Source organism: Cedecea sp. FDAARGOS_727, from assembly GCF_012273235.1.
GTDB classification, from domain to species: Bacteria; Pseudomonadota; Gammaproteobacteria; order Enterobacterales; family Enterobacteriaceae; genus Cedecea; species Cedecea davisae.
Window position 1 is genome coordinate 2,036,646 of record NZ_CP050966.1, and the last position, 24,905, is coordinate 2,061,550.

General features: G+C 55.6%; 21 protein-coding genes. 14 read left to right on the forward strand and 7 right to left on the reverse strand.

Annotated elements, in window-relative coordinates:
• Positions 1-260: 260 nt before the first annotated feature.
• The 7 genes from FOC35_RS09720 (at position 261) to FOC35_RS09745 (ending at position 8,277) form a co-directional block, all read left to right on the forward strand.
• Positions 261-2,180, forward strand: coding sequence for a PTS mannitol transporter subunit IICBA (locus FOC35_RS09720; protein WP_016538645.1), 1,920 nt, complete (start codon positions 261-263; stop codon positions 2,178-2,180).
• A 212-nt stretch (positions 2,181-2,392) separates the two neighbouring features.
• On the forward strand, positions 2,393-3,541 hold the full coding sequence (mtlD, locus tag FOC35_RS09725) for a mannitol-1-phosphate 5-dehydrogenase (protein WP_039898925.1): 1,149 nt from the start codon (positions 2,393-2,395) through the stop codon (positions 3,539-3,541).
• A 45-nt stretch (positions 3,542-3,586) separates the two neighbouring features.
• Entirely contained in the window at positions 3,587-4,126 is a 540-nt protein-coding gene (gene mtlR, locus FOC35_RS09730; RefSeq protein WP_016538643.1) for a mannitol operon repressor MtlR, read from the forward strand.
• 82 nt (positions 4,127-4,208) lie between these two features.
• Positions 4,209-4,571, forward strand: a complete 363-nt coding sequence (locus FOC35_RS09735) for a YibL family ribosome-associated protein (RefSeq protein ID WP_016538642.1) — start codon at positions 4,209-4,211, stop codon at positions 4,569-4,571.
• 221 nt (positions 4,572-4,792) lie between these two features.
• On the forward strand, positions 4,793-6,103 hold the full coding sequence (locus tag FOC35_RS22690) for a hypothetical protein (RefSeq protein ID WP_216845784.1): 1,311 nt from the start codon (positions 4,793-4,795) through the stop codon (positions 6,101-6,103).
• A complete protein-coding gene (locus FOC35_RS22695) occupies positions 6,076-7,836 on the forward strand; it encodes an autotransporter outer membrane beta-barrel domain-containing protein (RefSeq protein ID WP_216845785.1) in 1,761 nt (586 codons plus the stop codon). The genes FOC35_RS22690 and FOC35_RS22695 overlap by 28 nt, the downstream gene beginning before the upstream one ends.
• 195 nt (positions 7,837-8,031) lie before the next feature.
• On the forward strand, positions 8,032-8,277 hold the full coding sequence (locus FOC35_RS09745) for a DUF1471 domain-containing protein (protein ID WP_016538640.1): 246 nt from the start codon (positions 8,032-8,034) through the stop codon (positions 8,275-8,277).
• A gap of 49 nt (positions 8,278-8,326) precedes the next feature.
• On the opposite strand, the gene FOC35_RS09750 is transcribed toward FOC35_RS09745, so the two are convergent.
• Positions 8,327-8,851 carry a GNAT family N-acetyltransferase gene (locus tag FOC35_RS09750; RefSeq protein ID WP_016538639.1) on the reverse strand — a complete coding sequence of 175 codons (525 nt, stop codon included), beginning with the start codon at positions 8,849-8,851 and terminating at the stop codon, positions 8,327-8,329.
• A gap of 87 nt (positions 8,852-8,938) precedes the next feature.
• Positions 8,939-9,112: a DUF1127 domain-containing protein gene (locus tag FOC35_RS09755; RefSeq protein ID WP_016538638.1), complete on the reverse strand. Its 174-nt coding sequence runs from the start codon at positions 9,110-9,112 to the stop codon at positions 8,939-8,941.
• Positions 9,113-9,289: 177 nt separating this feature from the next.
• Here FOC35_RS09755 and FOC35_RS09760 point away from each other — a divergent pair, with 177 nt between their 5' ends.
• Positions 9,290-10,708, forward strand: a complete 1,419-nt coding sequence (locus FOC35_RS09760) for a PLP-dependent aminotransferase family protein (protein ID WP_016538637.1) — start codon at positions 9,290-9,292, stop codon at positions 10,706-10,708.
• A gap of 172 nt (positions 10,709-10,880) precedes the next feature.
• The gene (locus FOC35_RS09765; RefSeq protein ID WP_172568795.1) at positions 10,881-12,518 is read left to right on the forward strand and encodes an STY4199 family HEPN domain-containing protein; all 1,638 of its coding nucleotides are present in this window, start codon (positions 10,881-10,883) and stop codon (positions 12,516-12,518) included.
• Between the two features lie 134 nt (positions 12,519-12,652).
• Here the strand turns inward: FOC35_RS09765 and FOC35_RS09770 are convergent, their stop codons facing one another.
• Complete coding sequence (locus tag FOC35_RS09770) at positions 12,653-13,585, reverse strand: omptin family outer membrane protease (RefSeq protein WP_172568796.1); 933 nt, start codon at positions 13,583-13,585, stop codon at positions 12,653-12,655.
• Between the two features lie 849 nt (positions 13,586-14,434).
• On the opposite strand from FOC35_RS09770, the gene FOC35_RS09775 reads away from it, so the two are divergent.
• Entirely contained in the window at positions 14,435-15,328 is an 894-nt protein-coding gene (locus tag FOC35_RS09775; protein ID WP_172568797.1) for a Kdo hydroxylase family protein, read from the forward strand.
• A gap of 61 nt (positions 15,329-15,389) precedes the next feature.
• Here FOC35_RS09775 and gorA read toward each other — a convergent pair whose 3' ends face one another.
• Together gorA and FOC35_RS09785 are read right to left on the reverse strand one after the other, a co-directional pair.
• Positions 15,390-16,742, reverse strand: a complete 1,353-nt coding sequence (gene gorA / locus FOC35_RS09780; protein ID WP_172568798.1) for a glutathione-disulfide reductase — start codon at positions 16,740-16,742, stop codon at positions 15,390-15,392.
• 86 nt (positions 16,743-16,828) lie between these two features.
• Entirely contained in the window at positions 16,829-17,671 is an 843-nt protein-coding gene (locus FOC35_RS09785; RefSeq protein ID WP_172568799.1) for a 23S rRNA (adenine(2030)-N(6))-methyltransferase RlmJ, read from the reverse strand.
• A gap of 195 nt (positions 17,672-17,866) precedes the next feature.
• On the opposite strand from FOC35_RS09785, the gene FOC35_RS09790 reads away from it, so the two are divergent.
• From FOC35_RS09790 to rsmJ, 3 genes are all read left to right on the forward strand, one after another.
• Entirely contained in the window at positions 17,867-19,138 is a 1,272-nt protein-coding gene (locus FOC35_RS09790; protein WP_172568800.1) for a phosphatase PAP2 family protein, read from the forward strand.
• A gap of 164 nt (positions 19,139-19,302) precedes the next feature.
• A complete protein-coding gene (gene prlC, locus FOC35_RS09795; RefSeq protein WP_172568801.1) occupies positions 19,303-21,345 on the forward strand; it encodes an oligopeptidase A in 2,043 nt (680 codons plus the stop codon).
• An 8-nt stretch (positions 21,346-21,353) separates the two neighbouring features.
• Positions 21,354-22,106, forward strand: a complete 753-nt coding sequence (gene rsmJ, locus FOC35_RS09800; RefSeq protein WP_172568802.1) for a 16S rRNA (guanine(1516)-N(2))-methyltransferase RsmJ — start codon at positions 21,354-21,356, stop codon at positions 22,104-22,106.
• A 47-nt stretch (positions 22,107-22,153) separates the two neighbouring features.
• On the opposite strand, the gene uspA is transcribed toward rsmJ, so the two are convergent.
• Positions 22,154-22,591 (reverse strand): universal stress protein UspA, encoded by a 438-nt coding sequence (gene uspA, locus FOC35_RS09805; protein ID WP_008458645.1) that lies wholly within the window; start codon positions 22,589-22,591, stop codon positions 22,154-22,156.
• Between the two features lie 367 nt (positions 22,592-22,958).
• Here uspA and uspB point away from each other — a divergent pair, with 367 nt between their 5' ends.
• Positions 22,959-23,294 carry a universal stress protein UspB gene (gene uspB / locus FOC35_RS09810; protein ID WP_016538621.1) on the forward strand — a complete coding sequence of 112 codons (336 nt, stop codon included), beginning with the start codon at positions 22,959-22,961 and terminating at the stop codon, positions 23,292-23,294.
• A 78-nt stretch (positions 23,295-23,372) separates the two neighbouring features.
• Here uspB and pitA read toward each other — a convergent pair whose 3' ends face one another.
• Positions 23,373-24,869 (reverse strand): inorganic phosphate transporter PitA, encoded by a 1,497-nt coding sequence (gene pitA, locus FOC35_RS09815; RefSeq protein ID WP_016538620.1) that lies wholly within the window; start codon positions 24,867-24,869, stop codon positions 23,373-23,375.
• Positions 24,870-24,905: the final 36 nt, after the last annotated feature.

The window sequence follows — 24,905 nt, forward strand, 5'->3', positions numbered from 1 at the left end:
ATAAAAAGGTCAATCAGGGTTAAAAAAGCAGCCGTGTATTTTTTTTACACAAACATTTTGTGACGCTGATCACTCAATGTTGACGGGTGATCCCTGATTATTGGTGATCTAAGTCACATATTTTGTCGTCGGCTGGACAGCTAAACGATTCAGTGCCAGATTCGCCTCACTTTACTGCATCAGGCCGGCGACCCTGCCGCTACGTTAACAATAAACCTCGGGCTGCTTCCCAGCGCGTAACACCAACAAGGGGTACGAGTATGTCATCCGATATCAAGATCAAAGTGCAAAGCTTTGGTCGTTTTCTCAGCAATATGGTCATGCCAAATATCGGGGCGTTTATCGCCTGGGGTATTATCACGGCCTTATTTATTCCCACCGGATGGTTGCCAAACGAGACGCTGGCGAAGCTGGTAGGCCCGATGATCACTTACCTGCTGCCGCTGTTAATCGGTTACACCGGTGGCCGCCTGATTGGCGGTGACCGCGGCGGCGTGGTGGGTGCTATCACCACCATGGGTGTTATCGTCGGCGCGGATATGCCGATGTTCCTCGGCGCAATGATTGCCGGTCCACTGGGCGGCTGGGCGATTAAACACTTTGATAAGTGGGTCGACGGTAAAATTAAGTCCGGCTTTGAAATGCTGGTGAACAACTTCTCTGCCGGTATCATCGGGATGATCCTGGCGATTCTGGCGTTCATGGGGATTGGCCCTGCGGTTGAAGTTCTTTCCAAGGTTCTGGCGGCGGGCGTTAACTTCATGGTTGTGCACGACATGCTGCCGCTGGCGTCTATCTTCGTAGAACCGGCGAAAATCCTGTTCCTGAACAACGCCATCAACCACGGCATCTTCTCGCCGCTGGGTATTCAGCAGTCCCACGAGCTGGGCAAATCCATCTTCTTCCTGATTGAAGCTAACCCGGGTCCGGGTATGGGCGTGCTGCTGGCGTACATGTTCTTCGGTCGCGGTAACGCCAAGCAGTCCGCTGGCGGCGCGGCTATCATCCACTTCCTGGGCGGTATCCACGAAATTTACTTCCCGTATGTGCTGATGAATCCACGTCTGATCCTGGCCGTTATCCTCGGCGGTATGACCGGCGTGTTCACCCTGACCGTACTGAACGGCGGCCTGGTTTCCCCGGCTTCTCCGGGTTCTATCCTGGCCGTTCTGGCGATGACCCCGAAAGGCGCTTACTTCGCTAACATCGCGGCTATCTGTGCGGCAATGGTTGTCTCCTTCGTGGTTTCCGCCATTCTGCTGAAAACCAGCAAAGTGAAAGAAGAAGACGACATCGAAGCTGCGGCTCGCCGTATGCAGGAGATGAAAGCCGAGTCCAAAGGTGGCGCAGCGCCGTTGGCGGTAGGTGCTGGCCTGTCTAACGACCTGAGCCACGTACGCAAAATTATCGTGGCCTGCGATGCTGGTATGGGTTCAAGCGCCATGGGTGCGGGCGTGCTGCGTAAGAAAGTGAACGACGCGGGCCTGAAAAACATCTCCGTGACCAACTGCGCAATCAACAGCCTGCCGGACGATGTTGACCTGGTGATTACCCACCGAGACCTGACCGAGCGTGCTATGCGCCAGGTGCCTCAGGCGCAGCATATCTCCCTGACCAACTTCCTCGACAGCAGCCTGTATGCCAACCTGGTTGAGCGCCTGGTTGCCTCTCAGAACCTGAGCGACAAAGAAGTGAAGGTGATGCACAGCCTGGAAGACAGCTTTGTTTCCAGCGAAGAAGGCGTATTCAAGCTGGGCGCGGGTAACGTGTTCCTCGGCCTGAAAGCGAGCACCAAAGAAGAAGCTATTCGCTTCGCCGGTGAGCAACTGGTAAACGGCGGCTACGTTCAGCCTGAGTACGTTGACGCGATGTTTGAGCGCGAAAAACTGACCCCGACCTACCTGGGCGAAGGCATCGCGGTTCCTCACGGCACCGTAGAAGCTAAAGATCGCGTGCTGAAAACCGGCGTGGTGTTCTGCCAGTACCCTGAAGGCGTGCACTTCGGCGAAGAGCCGGAAGACATTGCCCGCCTGGTTATCGGCATTGCCGCCCGCAATAACGAGCACATTCAGGTTATTACCAGCCTGACCAACGCGCTGGATGATGAGTCGGTGATTGAACGCCTGGCGCACACCACCAGCGTCCAGGAAGTGCTGGATCTGCTGGCCGGTAAGAAATAAGGGCTTGCCCCTCACCCCGACCCTCTCCCCGGAGGGGCGAGGGGGGAACTACAGTTGCATAGAATTATCCCTCTCCTCCTGGGGAGAGAGAAAACAGCAGTTGCATAGAATCATCCCCTCTCCCCTTAGGGGAGAGGGCTAGGGTGAGGGGATTCGTACACAGTATCCTTACCCCAGCCCTTACGGGTGAAATAATCAGGAAGGTTAACGCAATGAAAGCATTACATTTTGGTGCAGGTAATATCGGTCGTGGCTTTATTGGCAAATTGCTGGCGGATGCCGGCCTGCAATTGACCTTTGCCGACGTGAACCAGGTTGTGCTGGATGCCCTGAACGCGCGTCACAGCTATGAAGTTCACGTTGTGGGCGAGCAGCAGCAGGTTGATACCGTTTCCAACGTGAATGCCGTCAGCAGCATCGGCGACGAAGTCGTTGAGCTGATTTCTCAGGTTGATTTAGTGACCACCGCCGTCGGCCCGGTCGTGCTTGAGCGCATCGCGCCTACGCTGGCTAAAGGTCTGGAACTGCGCCGCGCTAACGGCAACGAAGCGCCGCTGAACATCATCGCCTGCGAAAACATGGTGCGCGGCACCAGCCAGCTCAAAGAGCATGTGAAGAAAGCCCTCTCCGCAGACGCATGGGCGTGGGTTGAGCAGCATGTAGGTTTTGTTGATTCCGCCGTTGACCGCATCGTTCCGCCGTCCGAGTCCGCCACTAACGACCCGCTGGAAGTGACTGTTGAAACCTTTAGCGAGTGGATTGTGGATAAAACTCAGTTCAAAGGTGAGCTACCGAACATTCCTGGCATGGAACTTACTGATAATCTTATGGCGTTTGTCGAGCGCAAGCTCTTCACGCTGAATACCGGGCATGCTATAACCGCGTACCTCGGTCAGCTGGCCGGGCACCAGACTATCCGCGATGCCATTCTTGATGAGAAAGTTCGCGCCGTAGTGAAAGGGGCGATGGAAGAGAGCGGCGCGGTGCTGATTAAGCGTTACGGCTTTGAGGCCGACAAGCACGCGGCGTATATCAAGAAAATCCTTGGTCGTTTCGAAAACCCTTATCTGAAAGACGATGTGGAACGCGTTGGCCGCCAGCCGCTGCGTAAACTCAGCGCCGGGGACCGCCTGGTGAAACCGCTGCTCGGCACCCTTGAGTACGGTTTAGGCCACGCCAACCTGATCAAAGGGATTGCGGCGGCGATGCACTACCACAGCGAGCAGGACCCGCAGGCTCAGGAGCTGAAGCAACTGCTGGCGGATAAAGGCCCGCAGGCGGCGCTGGCAGAAGTCTCTGGTCTGGATGCCAATAGCGAAGCCGTTACCGAGGCGGTGAAGGCGTATAACGCCATAGCGTAACCCTATGCAGGGGCGGTGGACGCCGCTCCTGAAACATTTTTAGTGATGCAGGCAAAAATGGAAGAAACCCAGGCCTTTGAAAACCGCGTGCTTGAGCGTCTTAATGCCGGCAAAACCGTCCGTAGCCTGCTGATTGCTGCCGTCGAATTATTGACCGAAGCGGTGAATATTCTGGTGCTCCAGGTGTTCCGTAAAGATGACTACGCGGTAAAATACGCGGTGGAGCCGCTGCTGGACGGCGACGGGCCGCTGGGCGACCTGTCGGTGCGCCTGAAGCTTATCTACGGGCTGGGCGTGCTGAACCGCGCCGAGTACGAAGACTGCGAGCTGCTAATGGCTTTACGCGAAGAGCTTAATCACGACGGCAATGAGTACAGCTTTACCGACGACGAAATTCTTGGTCCGTTTGGCGAGCTACACTGCGTAGCGGCGATGCCGCCGACGCCGACCTTTGTTGACGGCAGCGACCCGGAGCTGCTGGCGATGCAGCGGCAGCGCTACATGCAAATTGTCCGCTCCACGATGGTACTTTCCCTGACCGAGCTGATCTCGCGGATCAGCTTAAAAAAAGCTTTCAAGAAATAGCCCAGGCTTCAGTCCTCTTTCGCCCTCTTACGCCGAATGGTGTATCCTTGCCGCAAAGCAATTTATTCACGGTTAGTCAAAAATGAAAGAAATCGAAAAAGCAGAAATTAAACGTCTCAGCGATCGTCTGGACGCCATCCGTCACGAAATGCCAGAACTGCACCTGATCAACGAGGCGGAAAAATACGCCGAGCTGGATAAAGAGAAGCAGAAGCTGGAAATTGAAATTGCCCGCCTGCAGGCGGTGCGTAACCAGAAGCTGAGCAAAGAAGCCCAGAAGCTGATGGCGATGCCGTTTAAACGCCCGATTACCAAGAAAGAGCAGGCCGACATGGGCAAGTTCAAGAAGAGCGTGCGTGGCCTGGTGATTGTTCATCCGATGACGGCCCTGGGCCGCGAGATGGAACTGACCGAAATGACCGGCTTCTCCCGCATCGATTTCTGATAGCGCTCTCTTTTCGGTGAAATAAACCGGAAAAATTTCGTAGAAAATCCTCACAAATTATCACCCGACTCTATATTTAAGAGCCGGGTGATGCTTCTTTGCGCCCGGAATAACGTTCAGGTTCATACAGGAAATATCCCCTTTTCTCTCATGACGTAATGGCAGGGACTGCCAACTCAACCTGCTGAAATTTGTTTATCTTTCTTGATGCGAGAGAAAACATGAAAATAAAAGCCCTCACTCTGGTTCCCGTTTGTTTTGCTGGTTTCACCGGCGCTGTTAGCGCGGCCTGTACCTCCGTTGCGCCTGCAAGCGGCACTTCCGTGACCTGTAGCGGCGCAAATACGCCCCCGGTTGTTGCCGTCACCGGCAGTAGCAATGTCACTCTCAATATCGATTCAACCGCTTCGGGCAGCTACACGCTGGGCACTTCGCCCACCCCATTTTCCGTCGACACTTCCAGCGCTATCACCAATAACGGCGCGTTAACTTTATCCGGAGACGGTACCGGGGTAGCTAACCGTGGCGCGCTGCTGATTGGCACCAATAACGACAATACCGTGACCAACGGGGCGGCGGGAAAGCTAACCACTACGGGCGCTTACAACGACGGTATGGCCGCTAACGGTAATAACAACACTTTGATTAATAACGGAACAATTACCACCAGCGGCAATAATTCCTACGGCATGACCGCCGCCTGGGGGCAAAGTAACCCCGGAGCTTCGGGGAATACGATTACCAACACCGGGACGGTAACGACCTCTGGCAACAACGCCAGGGCTATTTCATTGCTGGGCGGGAGCGGTACGGTTAATAACAGCGGGACGTTGACCACCACGGGCAGAGACGCGCCAACGGTATTTTTGCAGGGCAACAATGCCACGCTGAATAACAGCGGGCTGATTCAGTCAAAAGGAACGGCGTCCTCAAGCGGCAGCGTTGACGGCGTGGTGGCGAATACGCTCGGCAGCAGCTTTAACACCACCATTAATAACCTGGCGGGTGGGCAGATAATCAGTAATAACGGGATCGGTATTCGCTCCACCAACGGCAATATCACCATCACCAATGCCGGATTGATTCAGGGTGGAAGCGGGACGGCTATCCTGAGCGGCAATGGCAGCATTTCGCTGATCCTTCAGACCGGTTCGCAGATTGTCGGCCTGGCCGACGGCGGAAGGGGTAACAACTCCGTCACGCTGGAAGGGACCGGCACGGCGGATAACGCCTTTACCAACTTTCAGACGCTGAATATGACGGGCAGCGACTGGACCTGGGCCGGAACCGGGGCGTTCACTACGGCGTTAATCCAAAACGGCACGCTCGACTTAACCGGAACGCTGGGCATCACCACGGCTTCAGTGGCGGCAACGGTGAGCAGCGGCGCGACCTTACAGGCAAATTCGGCCAACCTGCCGCTGTCGGTAAACAATAGCGGGCTGGTGCGCTTCCTGCAAAATAACAGGGCGAGTATTCGGGCGCCATCAGCGGTAGCGGAGCGGTGGAAAAAGCGGGAGGCGGCACCTTAGCACTCAATAGCGTTAACACTTATACCGGAGGCACCAACGTCAGCGCAGGAACGCTGCTGCTCGGAGATAGCGCTAATGCCTCCGCTTCGCTTGCCAGCGGCGCAACGGTTGCCTCCGGGGCTACGCTTGGCGGCTATGGCACGGTGAACGGCGACGTAACCAATAACGGCATGATAGCCGTGGCTAATGCGCTGCCATCGCAGGTCAGCGGCGCGTTGGGCAACTTCCAGATTAACGGCAATCTGAGCAACGCCGGGTTAGTCCAGCTCGGCGGTAGCGGGGTGGGAAATAGTCTGACCGTCGCGGGTAATTACGTCGGGCAGAATGGCGTCCTTGCGCTAAATTCGGTGCTGGCGGGCGACGGAGCCGCATCCGACAAGCTTATCCTCAGCGGCGGTGGCGCTTCGGGCAGTAGCACGCTGCAAGTGACCAACAGCGGCGGCGGCGGGGCGCAAACCAATGCGGACGGGATCCAGGTTGTGCAGGCTATCAACGGCGCGACCAGCGCGGCAAACGCCTTCCGCCTGTCCGGCGGAACCATCAGCGCCGGGGCGTATTCTTATTACCTTGCAAAGGGCGGGGTTTCGGATGGCAGCAGTAACAGCTGGTATATGCGTAATACCGTTGTTGTTCAGCCCGTCGTGCCCGTTCCACCGGATGAAGGCACGCCAACGCCTCCGGAAACCGTGACCCCGATTACGCCGGGAGAAGGGACGCCTGACTCCATTATTGAGGCAGGAAAAGGAGATGAGACATCCGGCGGCGGCGAGACGCTAAATGTTTACCGGCCTGAAGTCCCGCTCTATGTTGAAGCGCCTGCGGTCGCGCGCCAGCTTAACCTGCAACAAATCGACACCTTCCATGACCGACAGGGCGAACAGAGCCTGCTCGGCGGCAATAATAAGGCCCCGGCCTTCTGGGCACGTAGCTGGGGCAGCCATGCGGATATTCTCCAAAGCGGCGACGTTAATCCTTCCTTCAATGGCACATTGTGGGGACTACAGCTCGGGCAGGATCTATACGCCAGCGCCGAAGACGGCGGGGCCAGCAACCATGCGGGCGTGCTGTTTGGCTTCTCAAGAGCCACCGGCGATGTAGGCGGTTTTGCGCTGGCAAAACAGGGCATGGGCGTAGGCAAGTTGCAGCTCAATAACTACAACTACGGCGGCTACTGGACGCGGGTCGCACCTTCCGGGTGGTATACCGACGCGGTGTTAATGGGCAGCGTGCTACGCCTGAACACCAGCTCTAACAATGGCGTGAGCGGCTCTGCCGACGGCAACGCCATCACCGGCTCGGTAGAAACGGGGCTGCCTTTCACGCTGAGTGAGGGCTTAACGCTTGAGCCTCAGGCGCAGCTGGTGTGGCAGAGAACCTCTCTGGACTCGTTGAACGACGGCGTGTCTGACGTCCGCTGGAATAATGGCAATGTCTGGCAGGGGCGGGTGGGGACGCGGCTGCAATGGGCGTTTGACGCAAGCGGCATTAGCTGGAAACCGTACCTGCGCCTGAACGTGTTGCGCTCGTTTGGCCAGGATGACAAAACCGACTTTGATGCCAGCACCACCCTGACGAATCAGGTTGGTCAAACCGCCGGGCAGGTCGGCGCCGGGCTGGTGGCGCAGGTGAGCCAGAACGGCAGCCTCTACGCCACGACAGGTTACCTCACCAATCTTGGCGGCGAGCATCAGCGCATTGTTACCGGCAATGTCGGCGTGCGCTGGAGCTGGTGATCCCGTCCATCATGGCCTTGCGGCGGTTCCCGGCGTGAGGCCATTTCCCGGTTAGCCTTAGTGATTAATTTGCGTTCAGTAATTTTGAATGAGATAAGCGAATTGTTCCGCTAACAAACGAAGTTGCCCGGCGCTATTCTTATTTCATCGAAGGCATTCAGCCTTCTCTGAAACCAAACATTAAGGGTGACCATCATGAAAAGCATCAAATATTTTGCCGTAGTTTTGACTCTCGCCGCTTCCTTCTCCGGTTTTGCCGCTGAAACTCAGCAGGCAGGCAGCCAGAAATTGGGTACCGTGTCCGCTAGCGGCGCTTCTAACCTGGATAGCCTGCAACATCAGTTACAGCAAAAAGCCGAGCAGGCTGGCGCGAAATCTATCCGCATCATCTCTGCCGGTGGCGATAACAAACTGTATGGCGTTGCTGAAATCTACAACTAAGCCGTAAAGACAAATCACGCTGTATGGGCCGCCTTGTGCGGCCCGTGTTTTATCTGAATTCTCTCTCGAGCAGGCCAAAGATCCAGTCATCCTGCCAGCTTTCACCCAGCCAGTAATTCTCCCGCAGCGTGCCTTCAAGCTGAAATCCTGCTTTCTCCAGCACTTTTCTTGACGGGATATTTCCCGCCGTCACGGTCGCTATTAGCTTACGAATGCCGATTTCGGCGAATGCAAAAGCGCAAACCTCATACAGAGATTCATATCCGTAGCCCTGCCCGTGAAATGCCGGGTCGAGTATAAAACCGACTTCCGCTATGCCGTCCTCGCGGCGAACAAACCCGGTAATGCCTATCGGCACGCCGGTTTTTTGGTGCCGCATGACCAGGCTGAGCCAGTGGCGGCTTTCCGGTAGCCACTCGGGCAGGCGTAAGTCGAAGACACGGCGAATTTCGGCCTCAGGGCGCGCTTCATCTATATAGCGCATGACGTCCGGGTGCTGTTGCAGGTAGCAGAAAAATGGCCAGTCCTGTTCGGTTACCTGGCTCAGGGTCAGGCGAGGGGTAAGAATGTGCATCGGGCTCCTTATTTTTTTATCGTCTTAGTAGCCTCTTTGATAGCAGTAAATAAAAAGCGGCGCCAGCCCTGAGGCACCGCTTAGTCTTCACTCCCAGCGCGATAAGTCATCCCTTGTTAACCCCATATCCCTGAGCTGCTCCGTGCTTAACTCGCGAAGGGCGCGTACCGTCTGGCGGCGCTGCCTGATACGGCGGAAATACTGGTAAAGCATAACCAGACCGTGAAACGGCCTGCGGTGGTGATTTTCATCAAAGCCCATGATGTTGCTCCTCGCTGTTGCTCCGGGAGCTATCATCCGCCAGCGGGCTAAAAGCAGACAGATTCAGAAATTACTTTTCTTTAACATACAGAAGCGCTAAAACAGCGGTTGAATGGCATTTTTTTGCACATTCTGTACTGGTTTTTCCTTCTGTATGGTTCCGGGTGAGGATACAGCATGACGCGTTACCAACATCTTGCCACGCTGCTGGCGGAGCGTATTGAGCAGGGCTTATATCAAAGCGGTGAGCGCCTGCCTTCGGTTCGCAGCCTGAGCAGCGAACACGGCGTCAGTATCAGCACCGTCCAGCAGGCTTACCATATTCTGGAAGATCAGCAGCTGATTTCGCCCCAGCCGCGCTCCGGCTATTTTGTGGCACCGCGCAAAGCCGTGCCGCCGGTGCCGCCGCTGACCCGCCCGGTACAGCGCCCGGTGGAGGTTACGCAGTGGGATGCGGTGCTGGAACTGGTAAATTCCAGACAGGACTGCGAGCTGGTGGCTTTTGGCAGCGGTTCGCCGGACCTCACGCAGTCAACCATCAAGCCGCTGTGGCGGGAAATGGGGCGGCTGGCGCAGTACCAGGAAGCGGATATGCTGGCCTACGACGGCATGTACGGCGTAAAAGCGCTGCGGGAGCAAATTGCGCGCCTGATGCTGGACAGCAACTGCGTGATTAACGTCGACGATATTGTGGTCACTAACGGCTGCCATGAAGCGCTGTCGATTGCTATTCGCGCGGTATGCGAACCGGGAGATATTGTGGCGGTGGAGTCGCCTTCGTTTCACGGCACCATGCAGATGCTGCGCGGTTACGGTATTAAGGTGGTTGAAATCCCTACGGATTCTGTCACCGGGATCAGCGTAGAAGCACTGGAGTTGGCGCTGGAACAGTGGCCAATTAAGGCCGTATTTTTAGTCCCTAACTGCAATAACCCGCTCGGCTTTATCATGCCGGATGCCCGCAAAAGAGCGGTGCTTAACCTTGCCCAGCGTTTTGACATCGCGATTATTGAAGATGATGTGTATGGCGAGCTGGCCTATGAATACCCGCGCCCGATGACGATTAAATCCCTCGATGTGGATGGCCGCGTGCTGTTGTGCAGTTCGTTTTCCAAAACGCTTGCGCCAGGCCTGCGCGTGGGCTGGATAGTGCCGGGGCGCTACCTCGACCGGGCGCTGCATATGAAATACATCGGCACCGGCAGCAGCGCCACCTTTACGCAACAGGCGGTGGCGGCATTTATCCGCAACGGCCACTATCATCGCCACATCAGGCGTATGCGCCTGCACTACCAGCGCAATCTCGATCTGTTCACCTGCTGGGTGCGGCATTATTTCCCTTGCGGCATCTGCGTCAGCCGTCCTCAGGGCGGTTTTATTATGTGGATTGAGCTGCCGGAAAACGTGGATGCCGTGCGCCTCGGCAGGGCGCTGCGCGAGGAGAAAATTCATATCGCCATCGGCTCGCTGTTTTCCGCCTCCGGGAAATATCGCAACTGCCTGCGGCTGAACTATGCTTTGCCGTTCAATCCCGCAACCGAAGCGGCGTTGAAAACGCTCGGAGAGATTGTGGGCTGTGCGATGGAAAATGCCTGAGTAAATTGCTCTTTTTATCGCCATTGATTGTCGTTTGCTTGTTCTACACTCGGCTCTAATGGCGAAGTTTGGCCTTAGCGTGAATAACCATAAAAAATAGCCGCCTGGGGCGGAAAAATGCAGTTTTTTCTGCGTTCGGCAACGCTATGCCGGACATCGACAAAGGACGATCATGAGCAGCGCAACATTGCAGATGCGGGAGCACTTTGAAACCTGCCTCGGGATTATTCGTCAGGCCTCGCTACAGATCCTGCCGTTACTGAACATTCGTGCCGCCGAAGGCAAAGATCCGCAATGGTTTTTTCAGCAACTGGAGCAGGCGCGAATGGCGCTTGGCAGTTGGGGAGCGGTGGCAAAAAGGCTTAATCTTAACGACTCTGAAATTTCTCAATTCACGCTGCTGCTGCGCCATCTGCAACAGCTGGTGCCGCAGTATGAGAGCGGGCAGGAAGTCACCCAGAATCAGCTTCTCGCCGCGCTGCGTTTTTGCAGCTACCTTGAGCACGTTCGCTTTAAACAGCCGCTGCTGGGCTATTCTACCGAGCTGTCTTCCGACGTAGACGGGCTACAGCAGGGCGCACAGCGCCAGATGCGCGGCATAGAACTGATTCTCAAAGGGCTGGTGAACCAGGCCTGGGGCAGCGAGGCGGAGCTGGTTAATCAGCTAAAATCGCAGTTTGGGGCCGATAAGGTTCGCCGCTGGCTGAAGCGGGGCGAGCGGGGTGATGTGCTTAGCGGCATGAAGTTTAGCGAGCTGGCGCTGCTGGTGGTGGATAAAAAAGAGTTTGCCCATCATTACGCCAAACTCTACCGGGGCGCGCCTCAGCTCGGTTTTCTTATCGACCAGCGCAAAACCCTGCAAATCTTCCTCGATGGTGTTCGCCAGATCCGTAACGACCTGATGCACAAACAGCCGCTGACCACCGTTCAGGTCGCGCTGCTGGACAACTATTACGGCGAAATTAGCTCTGCGGTGCAGAAAGCCTTTAGCGAGGGGCGCAGCAAAGTGAACCCGGCGGGGCTGCTTGAGGCCGATAATACCGCGCTACAGAGCTACCTCGAGCTGGCTCGTAAAAACCATTCCGCACAGGGAGGGGACGCCGAAGAAATCAGGGATTCTATCGAGCGCTACGATCCTCGCGGCGTTAAAAAACAGCAGGATACGACCGGCGTTATTTCTACTGCGCTATGGTCCGTGGTCGGCGTAGCCGTTGTGGCTGTTGCGGTGCTTGGCCTGTATATGCTGAGTGAGATCTCCGGCAAGCCTGAAATTGCGGCGGCAGCGCCGGTAGTCAGCACTGTGGTTCAGGCTAAAGAGCGGCCGGAATACAATAGCCCGCGGGATATGCTGGCGAATATGGGCATCACCTGGGATGAAAATAATCTGCGGGCGGCCATCAACCGCAACGATACGCGTATTGTGCGGCTGTTTATGCAGGGTGGAATGAACTGGAAGGTCTATTTTGCCGAGCAGGCGCTGGCGGCAGATTACCGGGATGTGCTGACTATTTTGTTGCAATATCGCCCGCAAATGGATGAGGCGCGCCCGTGCCGCCGCCTGATTGGCTCTACAGAGCTGGGCATGAAAAATGGGCAAAAGCTCACTTCTCTAAGAAAGCAGTTTTTGGCCGTCTTCTGTAGTTCTGATGCGGCAGTTAAGCGCCAGAAAGAAGAAGTTGATCGTGCCCAAATACGCTTTGCAGCGCAAAAACAACGTGCCGCAGAAGCAAAAGCGCAGGGGCTGGACGCGGTCCCGGTAGACGAGCAGACGGTGAAAATCCAGCAGGCGATATACAACGCGATGCGCTAGCCGTGCAGAGCGGCCTGCGGGCTGCTCAAACTCTTCGTTAATCGTAATACCGCGCAGGAACGTGATTCAGTGTGCGAGATAATCAGGCGCTTATTAACAATAAGGGTCTGCTTGCGGCAGACCCTTATCGGCATTTAAAAGCGGTACTGAATACCTACGCCATAGGTATAGCTCTCGTTACTCAGGCCTGCGGCATCACCGCCCTGATACCAGCTTTCACCGGTTTTATTATCATAGGTCCTGGTTGATGCTTTGGCTTCAGCGAAACGCGTCCAGGTTAATTCAGTATAAATTCTGGCATTTGGCGTGACGTAATAACCGGCAGAAACGGTAGCCGAGTAATAATTAGAGTTGCTGCCTTTTTCGCTAAAGCTGAGCTGGCGCATATAATGCTCATCATTATCACGGGCATTAACCCACGGGCTAAATTTAAATTGTGTCGCTAAATCAAAATCCTGGTAACGGTAGCTGCCGGTCAGGCCGATATAGGGCAGGCTAAATTTCTGGTTGTAGCCAATGCCTGGTTTATTTTTCGGGAATTCGCCGATAAGCGCGCCATTAAAATAGTCATATGAGCCGCCTCTCGCCGTCCAGCTGTAGCGGGTTTCCTGGTAGCCGGTGGTGACCCCAAAATTATATGTTGGCTCTTTCAGAACCCAGCCCGTCAGGTTGAGATCGAACTGATTAGCGTAATTCAGGCTGGTGTCGGGGTGGGTAGATTTGTCACTCCAGTGGCTCTGGCCCGGGGTTTGCCAGTCGTAGTCCGACATATGTGAACCGCGAGAGGCCAGGGTCGTCCAGCCGTTAGCGTTGAGGGTAATATAGCGCTGTGTATCCCAGCTAATACCGCCCTTTATAATAGGGGTATTTTTAATTTTCCATTTCAACTCACTTAATTTACTTCCATGATCTTGATTATAAACAAGCTCTTTGGATTCCCCGTTCAATACTCCGGTAGAAATATCAGCGGTTACGGCATCTGGTGAAAAGTTGAAATTGCTCGAAGCGAACAGCGCCGGGCTAAACAGCAATGCGGCGGCCGCAGGCAGGTATTTTTGCTTGTGCATGATGTATCAGTCTGTTTTATATAAAATCATTGGTTTGGTGTTGCAAAAAATAAACCCCGCGAAGCCGGGTTAGAGGCCTGTTGGGGCTTATCGTTGCGCGATAAATTATGTTGTTGAAACTTATTATTAGTTTGTCTTTCCTGGTGTGGCGGGGCGTATTCTAAGAGGAGTCTTTTAACAGGGAAAAGATTATTTTCATCTGGTGAATATTTGAGCGGTGAATTGTTTGATTTTAAAGATAATTAAAATTGTAGCTTTTTGTTACAAGGATATATCATAACTATTCATATGTATTTATTGTGAATTTTCTGTAGCAGGCGCTGAACCTTTGAAGTTGAATGTCGATCAACGCTGATTCCAGGTTGCCGCTGTACGCTGCGTCGATAGATGACTAACGGGCAATGTGGCTTGATGACGGCGGACACCCCTGGCCGGACATGACGGTTGATGCCCGAAATGAGGCCGCCGCCACGCAACTGGAGAAGCTGAAGTTTCGCCTGAATACTTTTTTACAGACGCGTGATAATAATAAATGGCCTGAATAACAGGTCTTTATTATTTTTAGCATTATTTGATAATGAATTCTTAAATAATTTAAATCCTGTATTTCCCGGTGAAATATTCACTTAGCGTTACTTTATGATTTTGTGCGTTTTTATTGGGTGTTGGATGCGGTGTTTAGGTTTTGTTTAATATTGAAATTGGGTTGTTACTATACTGGCAGTATTCCCTGTTATGCCTGAATCTGCCCATCTGTGGCGGATTCATTCGCTTATATTTCTCAAATAAAACGTTCCGGATATTCACCTGCAAAATAAATACGTCCGGATATTCCGCAAGGATATTACTATGTCGGATATAAATATATCGCTTAACGCCGCCACTCATACTCACGCGCTTTCTCACTGGGGAGCCGACCGGCCCGACTCCGCCGTTAGCGAGCTCGAGCAGGGCAAAGTCATTTTCCTGCCGCAGCTGGCCTTCACGCTAACGGCGCATGAACAGGCGCTCCTTAACCCCGCCGTTGTTGACCCTAAGCGTAAGAACATCAGTTACCAACCGCTGAAGGATAAGTTAACCGGCGTCGCCGTGGCTGAGCAGGAACCCGCGGTACGGGCTTTATTACAGTGCCACTATCAATCCTGCCTCCAGTTGATCGGTTCTATTCTGCCGGAATATCAGCAGGCGCTGCATACGCCAACCAACAGCCTGCGGCTGCACCCGGTTACGCAATGGACGCGGAGCACTTCCTGGCGTAAAGATGACAGTCGCCTGCATGTGGATGCTTTCCCCTCCCGGCCTAACTACGGCGAGCGCATCCTGCGAATCTTTACCAACATCAATCCAACTGGCGAAGGCCGCAGCTGGCGCGTAGGTGAAGCATTCCCGACGCTGGCGGAGCGTTTTTTGCCGCGGCTGAAAAACTATTCCCCGGTAAGCAGCTGGCTGCAAAATGCTGTTGGGATCACCAAAAGCCGCCGCAGCCATTACGACCACCTGATGCTGCAAATGCACGATGCGATGAAAGCTGATGCTGATTACCAGAAACAAGGGCCGCAGGTGGCCATTGAGTTCCCGGCTGGCAGCAGTTGGATCTGTTTCTCCGACCAGACGCCGCACGCGGCAATGGGCGGGCAGTTTATGCTGGAGCAGACGTTCTTGCTGCCGGTGGATTCGATGCAAAGCCCGCAGCACTCTCCCCTGAAGGTGCTGGAAGGCCTGCTGCGCAAGCCGCTCATTTAGCGAAAAAAAAAGAAGCTCACCGGGGTGAGCTTCTTTCATCTTACTTCATGGCATTAAACCATTAGCGCATCGTCACAAACTCTTCCGCCGCGGTCGGGTGGATAGCCACGGTATTGTCGAAGTCTTTTTTGGTCGCACCCATTTTCAGCGCCACCGCAAAGCCCTGCAGGATTTCGTCCATGCCGAAGCCAATGCCGTGGATGCCGACGATTTTCTCTTCCGGGCCAGCGCAAACCAGCTTCATGCGGCACGGCTGGCGGTGAGAGGTCACGGCGGTATACATCGCCGTGAAGGAAGATTTATACACCTTCACGCTGTCTTCGCCGTACTGCTCGCGAGCCTGCGGTTCGGTCAGGCCAACGGTGCCGATTGGCGGGTGGCTGAACACGACGGTTGGGATGTTGCTGTAGTCCAGGTGCTCGTCCGGTTTGTTGTTAAACAGGCGCTCGGACAGACGACGACCGGCCGCTACCGCAACGGGAGTCAGCTCAACGGCGCCGGTGTTATCGCCCACGGCGTAGATGCCAGCCACGTTGGTGTTCTGGAATTTATCGACCTTGATATAGCCTTTTTCATCCAGCTCAACGCCGGTCACCTGCAGGTTGAAGTTGTCGTTAGCCGGTTCGCGGCCAATCGCCCAAATCAGGGTATCGACGGTTTCAGCGCGGCCATCTTCCAGCTCAAGCGTCAGGCTGCCGTCTGCGTTCTTCACTACCGCTTTCGGGATAGCGTTGGTGTGCAGCGTCGGGCCTTCTGTTTCAATAATTTCCAGCAGCGTTTCGACGATTAACGGGTCGAAAGTACGCAGCGGCGCATGCTTGCGCACGAACAGATGAGTTTCAGAACCCAGGGCATTAATAACGCCTGCGATTTCTACCGCGATGTAACCTGCGCCAACAACGGCAACACGCTTAGGCAGGCCCGGCAGCTCAAAGAAGCCGTCCGAGTCGATGCCGTATTCCGCACCCGGAATGTTCGGGTGGCTTGGGCGGCCGCCGGTGGCAATCAGAATATGGTCTGCGGTGATGGTTTCACCGTTCACTTCAACGGTGTGGGCATCAACAAACTTTGCAAAGCCGCGAATAACGTCAACTTTGTTTTTACCTAATACGTTGTCGTAAGAGGCGTGAATGCGGTCGATATATGCGGTACGGCTGGCAATAAGCTTGTCCCAGTCGAAGTGGTTCAGCGTGGTATCAAAGCCGTAATCCGGGCCGTAGTTGTGAATCGCCTCGGCGATTTGTGCCGCATGCCACATGACCTTTTTCGGTACACAACCCACGTTCACGCAGGTGCCGCCGAGATCTTTCGCCTCAATCAGTGCGCATTTCTTCCCATACATTGCCGCACGGTTAATCGAGGCGATACCGCCGCTGCCGCCGCCAATGGCGAGGTAGTCATAATGTTTGGTCATGATGTTTCCCTTTTGAGTCGAAAATAAGGCGCGATTGTAGCGCGCCGGGATAAAGGTTCTACCAATTACTGTGAAAGGGACGGCCGTTATTCCGGCACAACCCAGCTCAGCGTCGTCGAGCCGGTACCGGCAGGAACCAGCTTCTTGTGCAGCCACGGCAGCACGTTTGTTATCTGCTGCTCAAGCTTCCACGGCGGGTTGATAACAATCATGCCGGAGGCGGTCATGCCGCGCTGGTCGCTGTCCGGGCGCACCGCCAGCTCAATTTGCAGAATGCGTCGAATACCGGTCTCTTCCAGCTCGCGGAGCATGCGTTTAATTTGCTGACGCAGTACGACCGGATACCACAGCGCGTAGGTGCCGGTGGCAAAGCGCTTGTAGCCTTCTGCAATGCCTTTTACCACGTCCTGGTAGTCGGTTTTAATCTCATACGGCGGGTCGATAAGGATCAGGCCACGGCGGGAAACCGGCGGCAGTTTCGCCTTCAACTGCTGGTAGCCGTCGGCACGCTCAACGCGGGCGCGGGCGTCTTTCTGGAACTCGGAGCGCAACAGCGGGAAGTCAGACGGGTGCAGCTCGGTCAGCTGCAGGCTGTCCTGCTCGCGCAGCAGGTGGCGTGCAATCAACGGGGAGCCCGGATAATAGCGCAGGTTGCCGCTGCGGTTCAGGTGCTTCACCGCGCCAATATAGGCCTCAAGCTCGGCGGGCAAATCGTCCTGCTGCCAGATGCGGGAGATACCTTCCAGATATTCTCCGGTGCGCTCCGCATGCTCGCTGCTCAGCTGGTAACGACCGGCGCCTGCGTGGGTGTCGAGATAGAGAAACGGTTTCTCCTTCTCTTTTAACGATTCAATAATCAGGCTTTGAACGGTGTGTTTCAGTACGTCGGCATGGTTACCGGCGTGGAAGCTGTGACGATAGCTGAGCATGGGGGCTGGAGTTCCGCAAATAAGAAAACAAATTTCCCACAGTTTACCGCAGATTGCGGCAGATTACCGCCCGGACGCGGCGCTGTTTCAATTGGGGCGAAAGCGTTTCAAAACATAAATGTGTCATAAAAGCGTCAAATTACCAGGATAGCGTCGCAGCCAGGCAAGGTAATCGTTTGAATAAAAGGAAAAATAATGAAACTCCGTCTCTCAATACTGGCTGCTGCGCTGGCCGTGGCCGTCCCCGCGCTGGCGAAGGATGTCTCTTTACCTCAGGCAGCGGCGATAGCCAATACCGTCACCCCGGCGAATAGCAGCCAGAGCTTTGACGAACTGGAAAGCCAGTCCCTCACGGCGCTGCGTGCCGCGCTGAAAGGCGATGCGGATAAGCTGACGCGCGACCAGCTGGATAAGGCTAAGCAAAGCAAGAAACTGGCGGACACCGCGTGGCTGAAGGCCAGCGGTTATGACTTCCAGACTAAAGCGAACCAGAAAGCCGGTATTGAGCTGCTCGCCGCGTTCAGCAAGCTGCCGGACTCCGTGATTAAGCCAAACCTCGAAACCGTCACCAGCATTAACCTGAATGCCGTGCAGGCTTCCCGCCACCAGGCGCTGGCAGACGCAGAGGGTATTAACCATCTCTATTTTCTGAGCGACGCCATGGGGCCTCGCCTGGGCAAAGCTTTCCTGGCCGCCTACGATAAAGGCGAGCTGAGCAAGGCCGCAGCGCTGATTAAAGCCTCTGAAGTCAGCACCAGCGCGGCGAAGAAACACTTTAACAACCCGCGCCCGTTCCTGATCTCCGGCAACACCATTCATCTGGTGCCGGACGACGTGGTGATTAAAGATAACAAGCCGTACACCGCAGACGGCGGCTCGTTCCCGAGCGGCCACACCAATACCGGCTATACCGATGCGCTGCTGATGGCGCAGATGGTTCCTGAACGCTTCGACTCGCTGGTCGAACGTGGAGCGCGTTACGGCTACTCGCGCATCGTACTGGGCGTGCATTACCCGCTCGACGTAATGGGTTCCCGCATGGTGGCCCAGCGCAACGTGGCTAACTATCTGAACGACCCGAAATACCGCGCGCTGTTTAACGAAGCTCGTGATCAACTGCGCACCGCGCTGGAGAAAGAGTGCGGCACTTCTTTGGCCGAATGTGCGAAATCTTCCGCTAAAGACGATCCTTACCGTGCGCCAGGGATGAAAGAACTTTATCGCTTCACCATGACTTACGACCTGCCGCAGCAGAAGGGCGAGAAGCAAACGCTTAAGGTGCCGCAAGGTGCCGAAGTGCTGCTGGAAGCCGCGCTGCCTAAGCTCTCCGCCGCCCAGCGCCGCGACCTGATGGTGAAAACCGCCTTGCCGGCCGGCTACCCGCTGTCCGGCACCACGCCTGACCAGCAGTTCTGGCAGCGCCTGAACCTGCCTGCCGCTTACGCAATGGCGCAGAAGGCTCACTAATTTCCTGCTCGGGGCAACCTTGTTGCCCCTTTTAAATCAGTAAACTGATACCGGTAATGCGCAACGCCCGGGATTGAAATTCGCTACACTTAACCCCATGCTAGATCCCATGCACAAAGCGCCGCTTGAGCGCTTCACTCTCCCTTTTAATCAGGAACGCGCTTATGACCAATCCATTGTTGACTCCTTTCGAGCTGCCGCCGTTTTCCTCCATCAAACCTGAGCACGTTGTCCCGGCCGTAAGCAAAGCGCTGGCCGACTGCCGTGCGGCGGTGGAAAGCGTGGTCGCCCAGGGCGCGCCTTACAGTTGGCAGAGCCTGGTTCAGCCGCTGGCGGAAGTGGACGATCGTCTCGGGCGCCTGTTCTCGCCGGTCAGCCACCTGAACTCGGTACAGAACAGCCCGGAGCTGCGCGAAGCCTATGAAGAAACGCTGCCGCTGCTGTCCGAATACAGCACCTGGGTTGGGCAACACGAAGGGCTGTATAACGCCTACCGTGACCTGCGCGACGGCGAGAACTACGCGAAGCTGAGCCTTGCCGAGAAGAAAGCGGTGGATAACGCCCTGCGCGACTTCGAACTGTCCGGTATTGGCCTGCCGAAGGATAAACAGCAGCGCTACGGCGAGATTTCTGCCCGCTTGTCCGAGCTGGGTTCTACCTACAGCAACAACGTGCTCGACGCCACCATGGGCTGGAGCAAGCTGATTACCGACGAAGCCGAGCTTGCGGGGATGCCGGAAAGCGCGCTTGCCGCCGCCCGCGCCCAGGCCGAAGCCAAAGAGCAGGACGGCTGGCTGCTGACGCTGGACATCCCAAGTTACCTGCCGGTGCTGACCTACTGCGATAACCGCGCGCTGCGCGAAGAGATGTACCGCGCTTATTCCACTCGTGCGTCTGACCAGGGGCCGAATGCCGGGAAGTGGGACAACACCCCGGTGATGGAAGAGATTCTGGCGCTGCGCCACGAACTGGCTCAGCTGTTGGGCTTTGGCAACTACGCGGAGAAATCCCTCGCCACCAAAATGGCGGAAAATCCGCAGCAGGTGCTGGAGTTCCTGTCCGACCTGGCAAAACGCGCTCGCCCGCAGGGTGAAGCCGAGCTGGCTCAGCTGCGCGCCTATGCGAAAGAGCATTACGGCGTGGAAGAGCTGGAGCCGTGGGACATCACCTGGTATAGCGAAAAACAGAAACAGCACCTTTACAGCATCAGCGACGAGCAGCTGCGCCCGTACTTCCCGGAAGAGCGCGCGGTGAACGGCCTGTTCGAGGTTGTGAAGCGCATCTACGGCATTACCGCCAAAGAGCGTAAAGATATCGACGTCTGGCACCCGGACGTGCGCTTCTTCGAGCTGTATGACGACCAGGGCGAACTGCGCGGCAGCTTCTATCTCGATCTTTATGCTCGCGAGCACAAACGCGGCGGGGCGTGGATGGATGACTGCGTGGGTAAAATGCGCCGTGCCGACGGCTCGCTGCAAAAGCCGGTGGCCTACCTGACCTGTAACTTCAACCGCCCGGTGAACGGCAAACCTGCGCTGTTTACCCACGATGAAGTGATCACCCTGTTCCATGAGTTCGGCCACGGTTTGCACCACATGCTGACCAAAGTCGAAACCGCAGGCGTGTCCGGCATCAACGGCGTGCCGTGGGATGCGGTCGAACTGCCGAGCCAGTTTATGGAAAACTGGTGCTGGGAGCCGGAGGCGCTGGCGTTTATCTCCGGCCATTACGAAACCGGTGAATCCCTGCCTGTAGAACTGCTGGAGAAAATGCTGGCAGCCAAAAACTACCAGGCCGCGCTGTTTATTCTGCGCCAGCTGGAGTTCGGGCTGTTCGACTTCCGACTGCATGCCGAATTTAACCCGGAGCAGGGCGCAAAAGTGTTGCAAACGCTGGCCGAAATTAAGAAACAGGTTGCCGTGGTGCCGGGGCCGAGCTGGGGCCGCTTCCCGCACGCCTTCAGCCACATCTTTGCCGGTGGATACGCTGCGGGCTATTACAGCTACCTTTGGGCGGACGTGCTGGCGGCGGATGCATACTCTCGTTTTGAAGAGGAAGGTATTTTCAACCGTCAGACCGGGCAGTCGTTCCTCGACAACATTCTGACCCGCGGCGGCTCAGAAGAGCCAATGGAGTTGTTCAAGCGCTTCCGTGGCCGTGAGCCTCAGCTGGATGCGATGCTGGATCACTACGGCATTCAGGGCTAATTCACCTCGTGAAAATTTGTTTACTGACTGAAGCAGGCGCCGACTCCGGCGCCTTAACTGTTTTGAGCGAGCGCTGGCAGCTAGAGCATGATGAAGACGCCCTGATGGCGCTGGTGTTGACGTCAGAGCATCTTGAACTGCGCAAACGCGATGAGCCAAAGCTGGGCGGAATTTTCGTTGATTTTGTTTCCGGGGCAATGGCGCACCGCCGTAAGTTTGGCGGCGGACGTGGCGAAGCGGTGGCAAAAGCCGTGGGCGTTAAAGGCAGCTATTTGCCGGATGTGGTTGATGCCACCGCCGGGCTGGGGCGAGATGCCTTCGTGCTGGCCTCGGTCGGCTGCCGCGTGCGCATGCTGGAGCGTAATCCGGTTGTTGCCGCGTTGCTGGACGACGGCCTGCGCCGTGGTTACCAGGATGCGGAGATCGGCGGCTGGTTACAGGAGCGGCTCCAGCTAATTCACGCATCCAGCCTGACGGCGTTAAGCGATATTACGCCGCGTCCGGACGTGGTTTACCTCGACCCGATGTTCCCACATAAGCAGAAAAGCGCGCTGGTGAAGAAAGAGATGCGCGTGTTTCAGTCGCTGGTGGGGCCGGACGAAGATGCGGACGGGCTACTGGAGCCTGCGAGAATGCTGGCGAAGAAAAGGGTAGTAGTAAAGCGCCCGGATTACGCCCCGCCGCTGGCCGATGTCGCGACGCAGAATGCGGTGGTCACTAAAGGACACCGGTTTGATATTTATGCCGGGACGCCGGAGTAATCGGGCCGTTGGCTTGGCCCTCTCCCGTTGGGAGAGAGCCAATGCTGTTACTCGTCTTCTTCATCCCGCAGCGGAACAATCAGCATATCCACATGCACGGTATTAATCAGCTGGCGAGCGGAGGACATCAGCTTGCTCCAGAAGTCCTGATGATGGCCGCATACCACCAAATCCATATCGTATTTTTTAATCGCATCTACCAGCACCTGGCCGAGGTCGCCGCTGCCGCTCAGGGTTTCAGTGATTGGGTAGCCCGCGCCGGTAGACAGCTCGGTTAGCGCGTGATGGGTTTCTTCGGAAATACGTTTCTGCATATCGCCCAGATTGACATCAATCAGCCCGGTATACAGATCGGAGTAATTTACATCGACATGAATCAGGGAAACCTTCGCGTTATATGGGCGCGCCATAGATACCGCTTTTTCCACCAGCACTTTGCTCTCCGGAGAGAGGTCTACCGCGATCAGAATGTGTTTGTAAGCCATAATGTTACTCCTTCCATAAGTTATCGATGACTCTCGCCGTCATCTTCTGAACCGCAGCGGCATGAGCTACGGTCACCCTACCTAAAGACTTAAATTGTAGATGGTATTTCTACCTTATAGTGAGCTATTCAGCCCGTCAATGCGCTACCCCGCAATTACATTCAAGCGAAAAATCATTATGGTGACTTTGATAAAGGTTAACGCGGTGGTAAAAAAATTAAGGGATCTCCTACACTATTAAATGAGCCGGGCGGGAAGAAAGCTGTGACCTGCGTCGGTTATTGCACGCTGGATTGTCTGACAGGGGTTTTCGGGGAGAGCGGTTGTCCCGGAGCAAGAGCTTCGAGGGCTTCGCCGGGAGGGGTACATGATCAGCACCGTCGCGCTGTTCTGGGCGCTTTGTGTAGTTTGTGTAGTAAATATGGCGCGTTATTACTCTTCGCTGCGTGCGTTACTGGTGGTGCTGCGCGGATGTGACCCACTGCTGTATCAATACGTCGACGGCGGCGGTTTTTTTACATCTCACGGCCAACCCAGTAAACAGGTTCGCCTGGTTCGTTATATTTACGGCCAGCGCTATCTGGACCATCACGATGAGGAGTTTATTCGCCGCTGCGAGCGCCTGCGTCGCCAGTTTATTCTGACGAGTTCGTTGTGCGGGCTGGTGGTGATTAGCCTCGTTGGGCTGATTATCTGGCACTAGGTTTTATCAGGGCAGGGTTATGAACAAGTATAAAAAAAGCGGGCCAGTTTCCTGACCCGCTTTTCTTTTGGCTGCCGCTTACACGAAGCGCAGCGCAATCCAGTACAGCCCGCCGGAAAGCAGAATCGAAGCCGGTAAGGTGAATATCCAGGCCATCAGGATATTGGTTACCGTCTTACGCTGCAGGCCGCCGCCGTCCACAATCATCGTCCCCGCTACGGAGGAAGAGAGAACGTGGGTGGTGGAAACCGGCATCCCGGTGTAGCTCGCCAGACCGATAGAAACGGCAGCCGTCATCTGCGCGGACATCCCTTGCGCATAGGTCATGCCTTTTTTACCGATTTTCTCGCCGATAGTGGTCGCAACGCGGCGCCAGCCGATCATCGTACCCAGGCCGAGGGCCAGAGCCACCGCGAGGATAATCCAGATAGGCGCGTACTCGATGGTGCTAAGCATATCGCCTTTCAGCTTTTTCAGCAGGCGCTGGTCGTCGGCGCTCACTTCCGGCAGCTTCGCCACTTTATCGGTGGTGTCGGAGATGCACAGCATGATGCGACGCAGCTGGCTACGTTGCTCGATGGTGAGCTTGTCGTAGCTTTCGATATCGGTCAGCATCAGCTTCGCACGGTCAAGCGCGTTAATCGCGTTCGCCGGGTGGCAGTGGAACTGAGCCGGTTCAGTTGAGCCTGCTTCCGGGGAAGGGATCAGCTGTTCCGAGCCGGTGGCTTTCTTCAGCAGCTCAGGACGTTGCTGGAAGAAAGTCTCAACGTTGTTCACCGCATCACGGGTACGGGTGATTTCGTAGCCGGAAGCGTTCATGTTGACCACGAAGCCCGCCGGCGCAACGCCAATCAGCACCAGCATTATCAGACCAATGCCTTTCTGGCCGTCGTTAGCGCCGTGCGAGAAGCTCACGCCGATAGCGGACAGGATCAGGGCAATACGCGTCCAGAAAGGCGGCTTTTTCTTGCCATCTTGCTTTTCACGTTCGGCCGGAGTCAGGTGGATACGCTGTTTTTTCTTGGTGTTGCTCCAGTAACGGCGCAGCAGGAAAATCAACCCACCGGCAATCACCAGCCCGACAATCGGGGAAAGAATTAACGAAGCGAAGATACCGACAACTTTCGGGATATTCAGCGCGTCGACTACCGAGGTACCGGTCATCAGCGCGTTGGTCAAACCGATACCGATAATGGCACCGATAAGCGTATGGGAGCTGGAGGCCGGCAGACCGAAATACCAGGTGCCGAGGTTCCAGATAATAGCGGCCAGTAACATAGAGAACACCATGGCGAGACCATGGGCCGACCCTACGTTTAACAGCAGATCCGTGGGTAGCATATGCACAATGGCATAGGCTACGCTCAGCCCACCGAGCAGAACGCCAAAGAAGTTAAATACCGCAGCCATTGCCACCGCAAGTTGCGATCGCATAGCGCGGGTATAAATCACCGTTGCTACTGCGTTGGCCGTATCGTGGAAACCATTAATGGCTTCGTAGAACAGCACAAATGCCAGAGCAAGCAAAAGTAAAAGCCCGGTATGAAGATCCAGGCCGGCAAACAAATGTAGCATAGACGTTACGCCATTTTGAGGACATGAACGCGGCGC

Coding starts and splice junctions, on each gene's coding strand:
- FOC35_RS09785 (WP_172568799.1), bottom strand. CDS start 17,671: ATGCTCAGCTATCGTCACAGCTTCCACGCCGGTAACCATGCCGACGTA.
- FOC35_RS22690 (WP_216845784.1), top strand. CDS start 4,793: ATGAAAATAAAAGCCCTCACTCTGGTTCCCGTTTGTTTTGCTGGTTTC.
- mtlR (WP_016538643.1), top strand. CDS start 3,587: ATGCAGGCAAAAATGGAAGAAACCCAGGCCTTTGAAAACCGCGTGCTT.
- FOC35_RS09750 (WP_016538639.1), bottom strand. CDS start 8,851: ATGCACATTCTTACCCCTCGCCTGACCCTGAGCCAGGTAACCGAACAG.
- FOC35_RS09735 (WP_016538642.1), top strand. CDS start 4,209: ATGAAAGAAATCGAAAAAGCAGAAATTAAACGTCTCAGCGATCGTCTG.
- FOC35_RS09790 (WP_172568800.1), top strand. CDS start 17,867: ATGAAACTCCGTCTCTCAATACTGGCTGCTGCGCTGGCCGTGGCCGTC.
- FOC35_RS09755 (WP_016538638.1), bottom strand. CDS start 9,112: ATGGGCTTTGATGAAAATCACCACCGCAGGCCGTTTCACGGTCTGGTT.
- uspA (WP_008458645.1), bottom strand. CDS start 22,591: ATGGCTTACAAACACATTCTGATCGCGGTAGACCTCTCTCCGGAGAGC.
- gorA (WP_172568798.1), bottom strand. CDS start 16,742: ATGACCAAACATTATGACTACCTCGCCATTGGCGGCGGCAGCGGCGGT.
- FOC35_RS09760 (WP_016538637.1), top strand. CDS start 9,290: ATGACGCGTTACCAACATCTTGCCACGCTGCTGGCGGAGCGTATTGAG.
- FOC35_RS09720 (WP_016538645.1), top strand. CDS start 261: ATGTCATCCGATATCAAGATCAAAGTGCAAAGCTTTGGTCGTTTTCTC.
- mtlD (WP_039898925.1), top strand. CDS start 2,393: ATGAAAGCATTACATTTTGGTGCAGGTAATATCGGTCGTGGCTTTATT.
- uspB (WP_016538621.1), top strand. CDS start 22,959: ATGATCAGCACCGTCGCGCTGTTCTGGGCGCTTTGTGTAGTTTGTGTA.
- pitA (WP_016538620.1), bottom strand. CDS start 24,869: ATGCTACATTTGTTTGCCGGCCTGGATCTTCATACCGGGCTTTTACTT.
- FOC35_RS09745 (WP_016538640.1), top strand. CDS start 8,032: ATGAAAAGCATCAAATATTTTGCCGTAGTTTTGACTCTCGCCGCTTCC.
- FOC35_RS09775 (WP_172568797.1), top strand. CDS start 14,435: ATGTCGGATATAAATATATCGCTTAACGCCGCCACTCATACTCACGCG.
- FOC35_RS09765 (WP_172568795.1), top strand. CDS start 10,881: ATGAGCAGCGCAACATTGCAGATGCGGGAGCACTTTGAAACCTGCCTC.
- prlC (WP_172568801.1), top strand. CDS start 19,303: ATGACCAATCCATTGTTGACTCCTTTCGAGCTGCCGCCGTTTTCCTCC.
- FOC35_RS09770 (WP_172568796.1), bottom strand. CDS start 13,585: ATGCACAAGCAAAAATACCTGCCTGCGGCCGCCGCATTGCTGTTTAGC.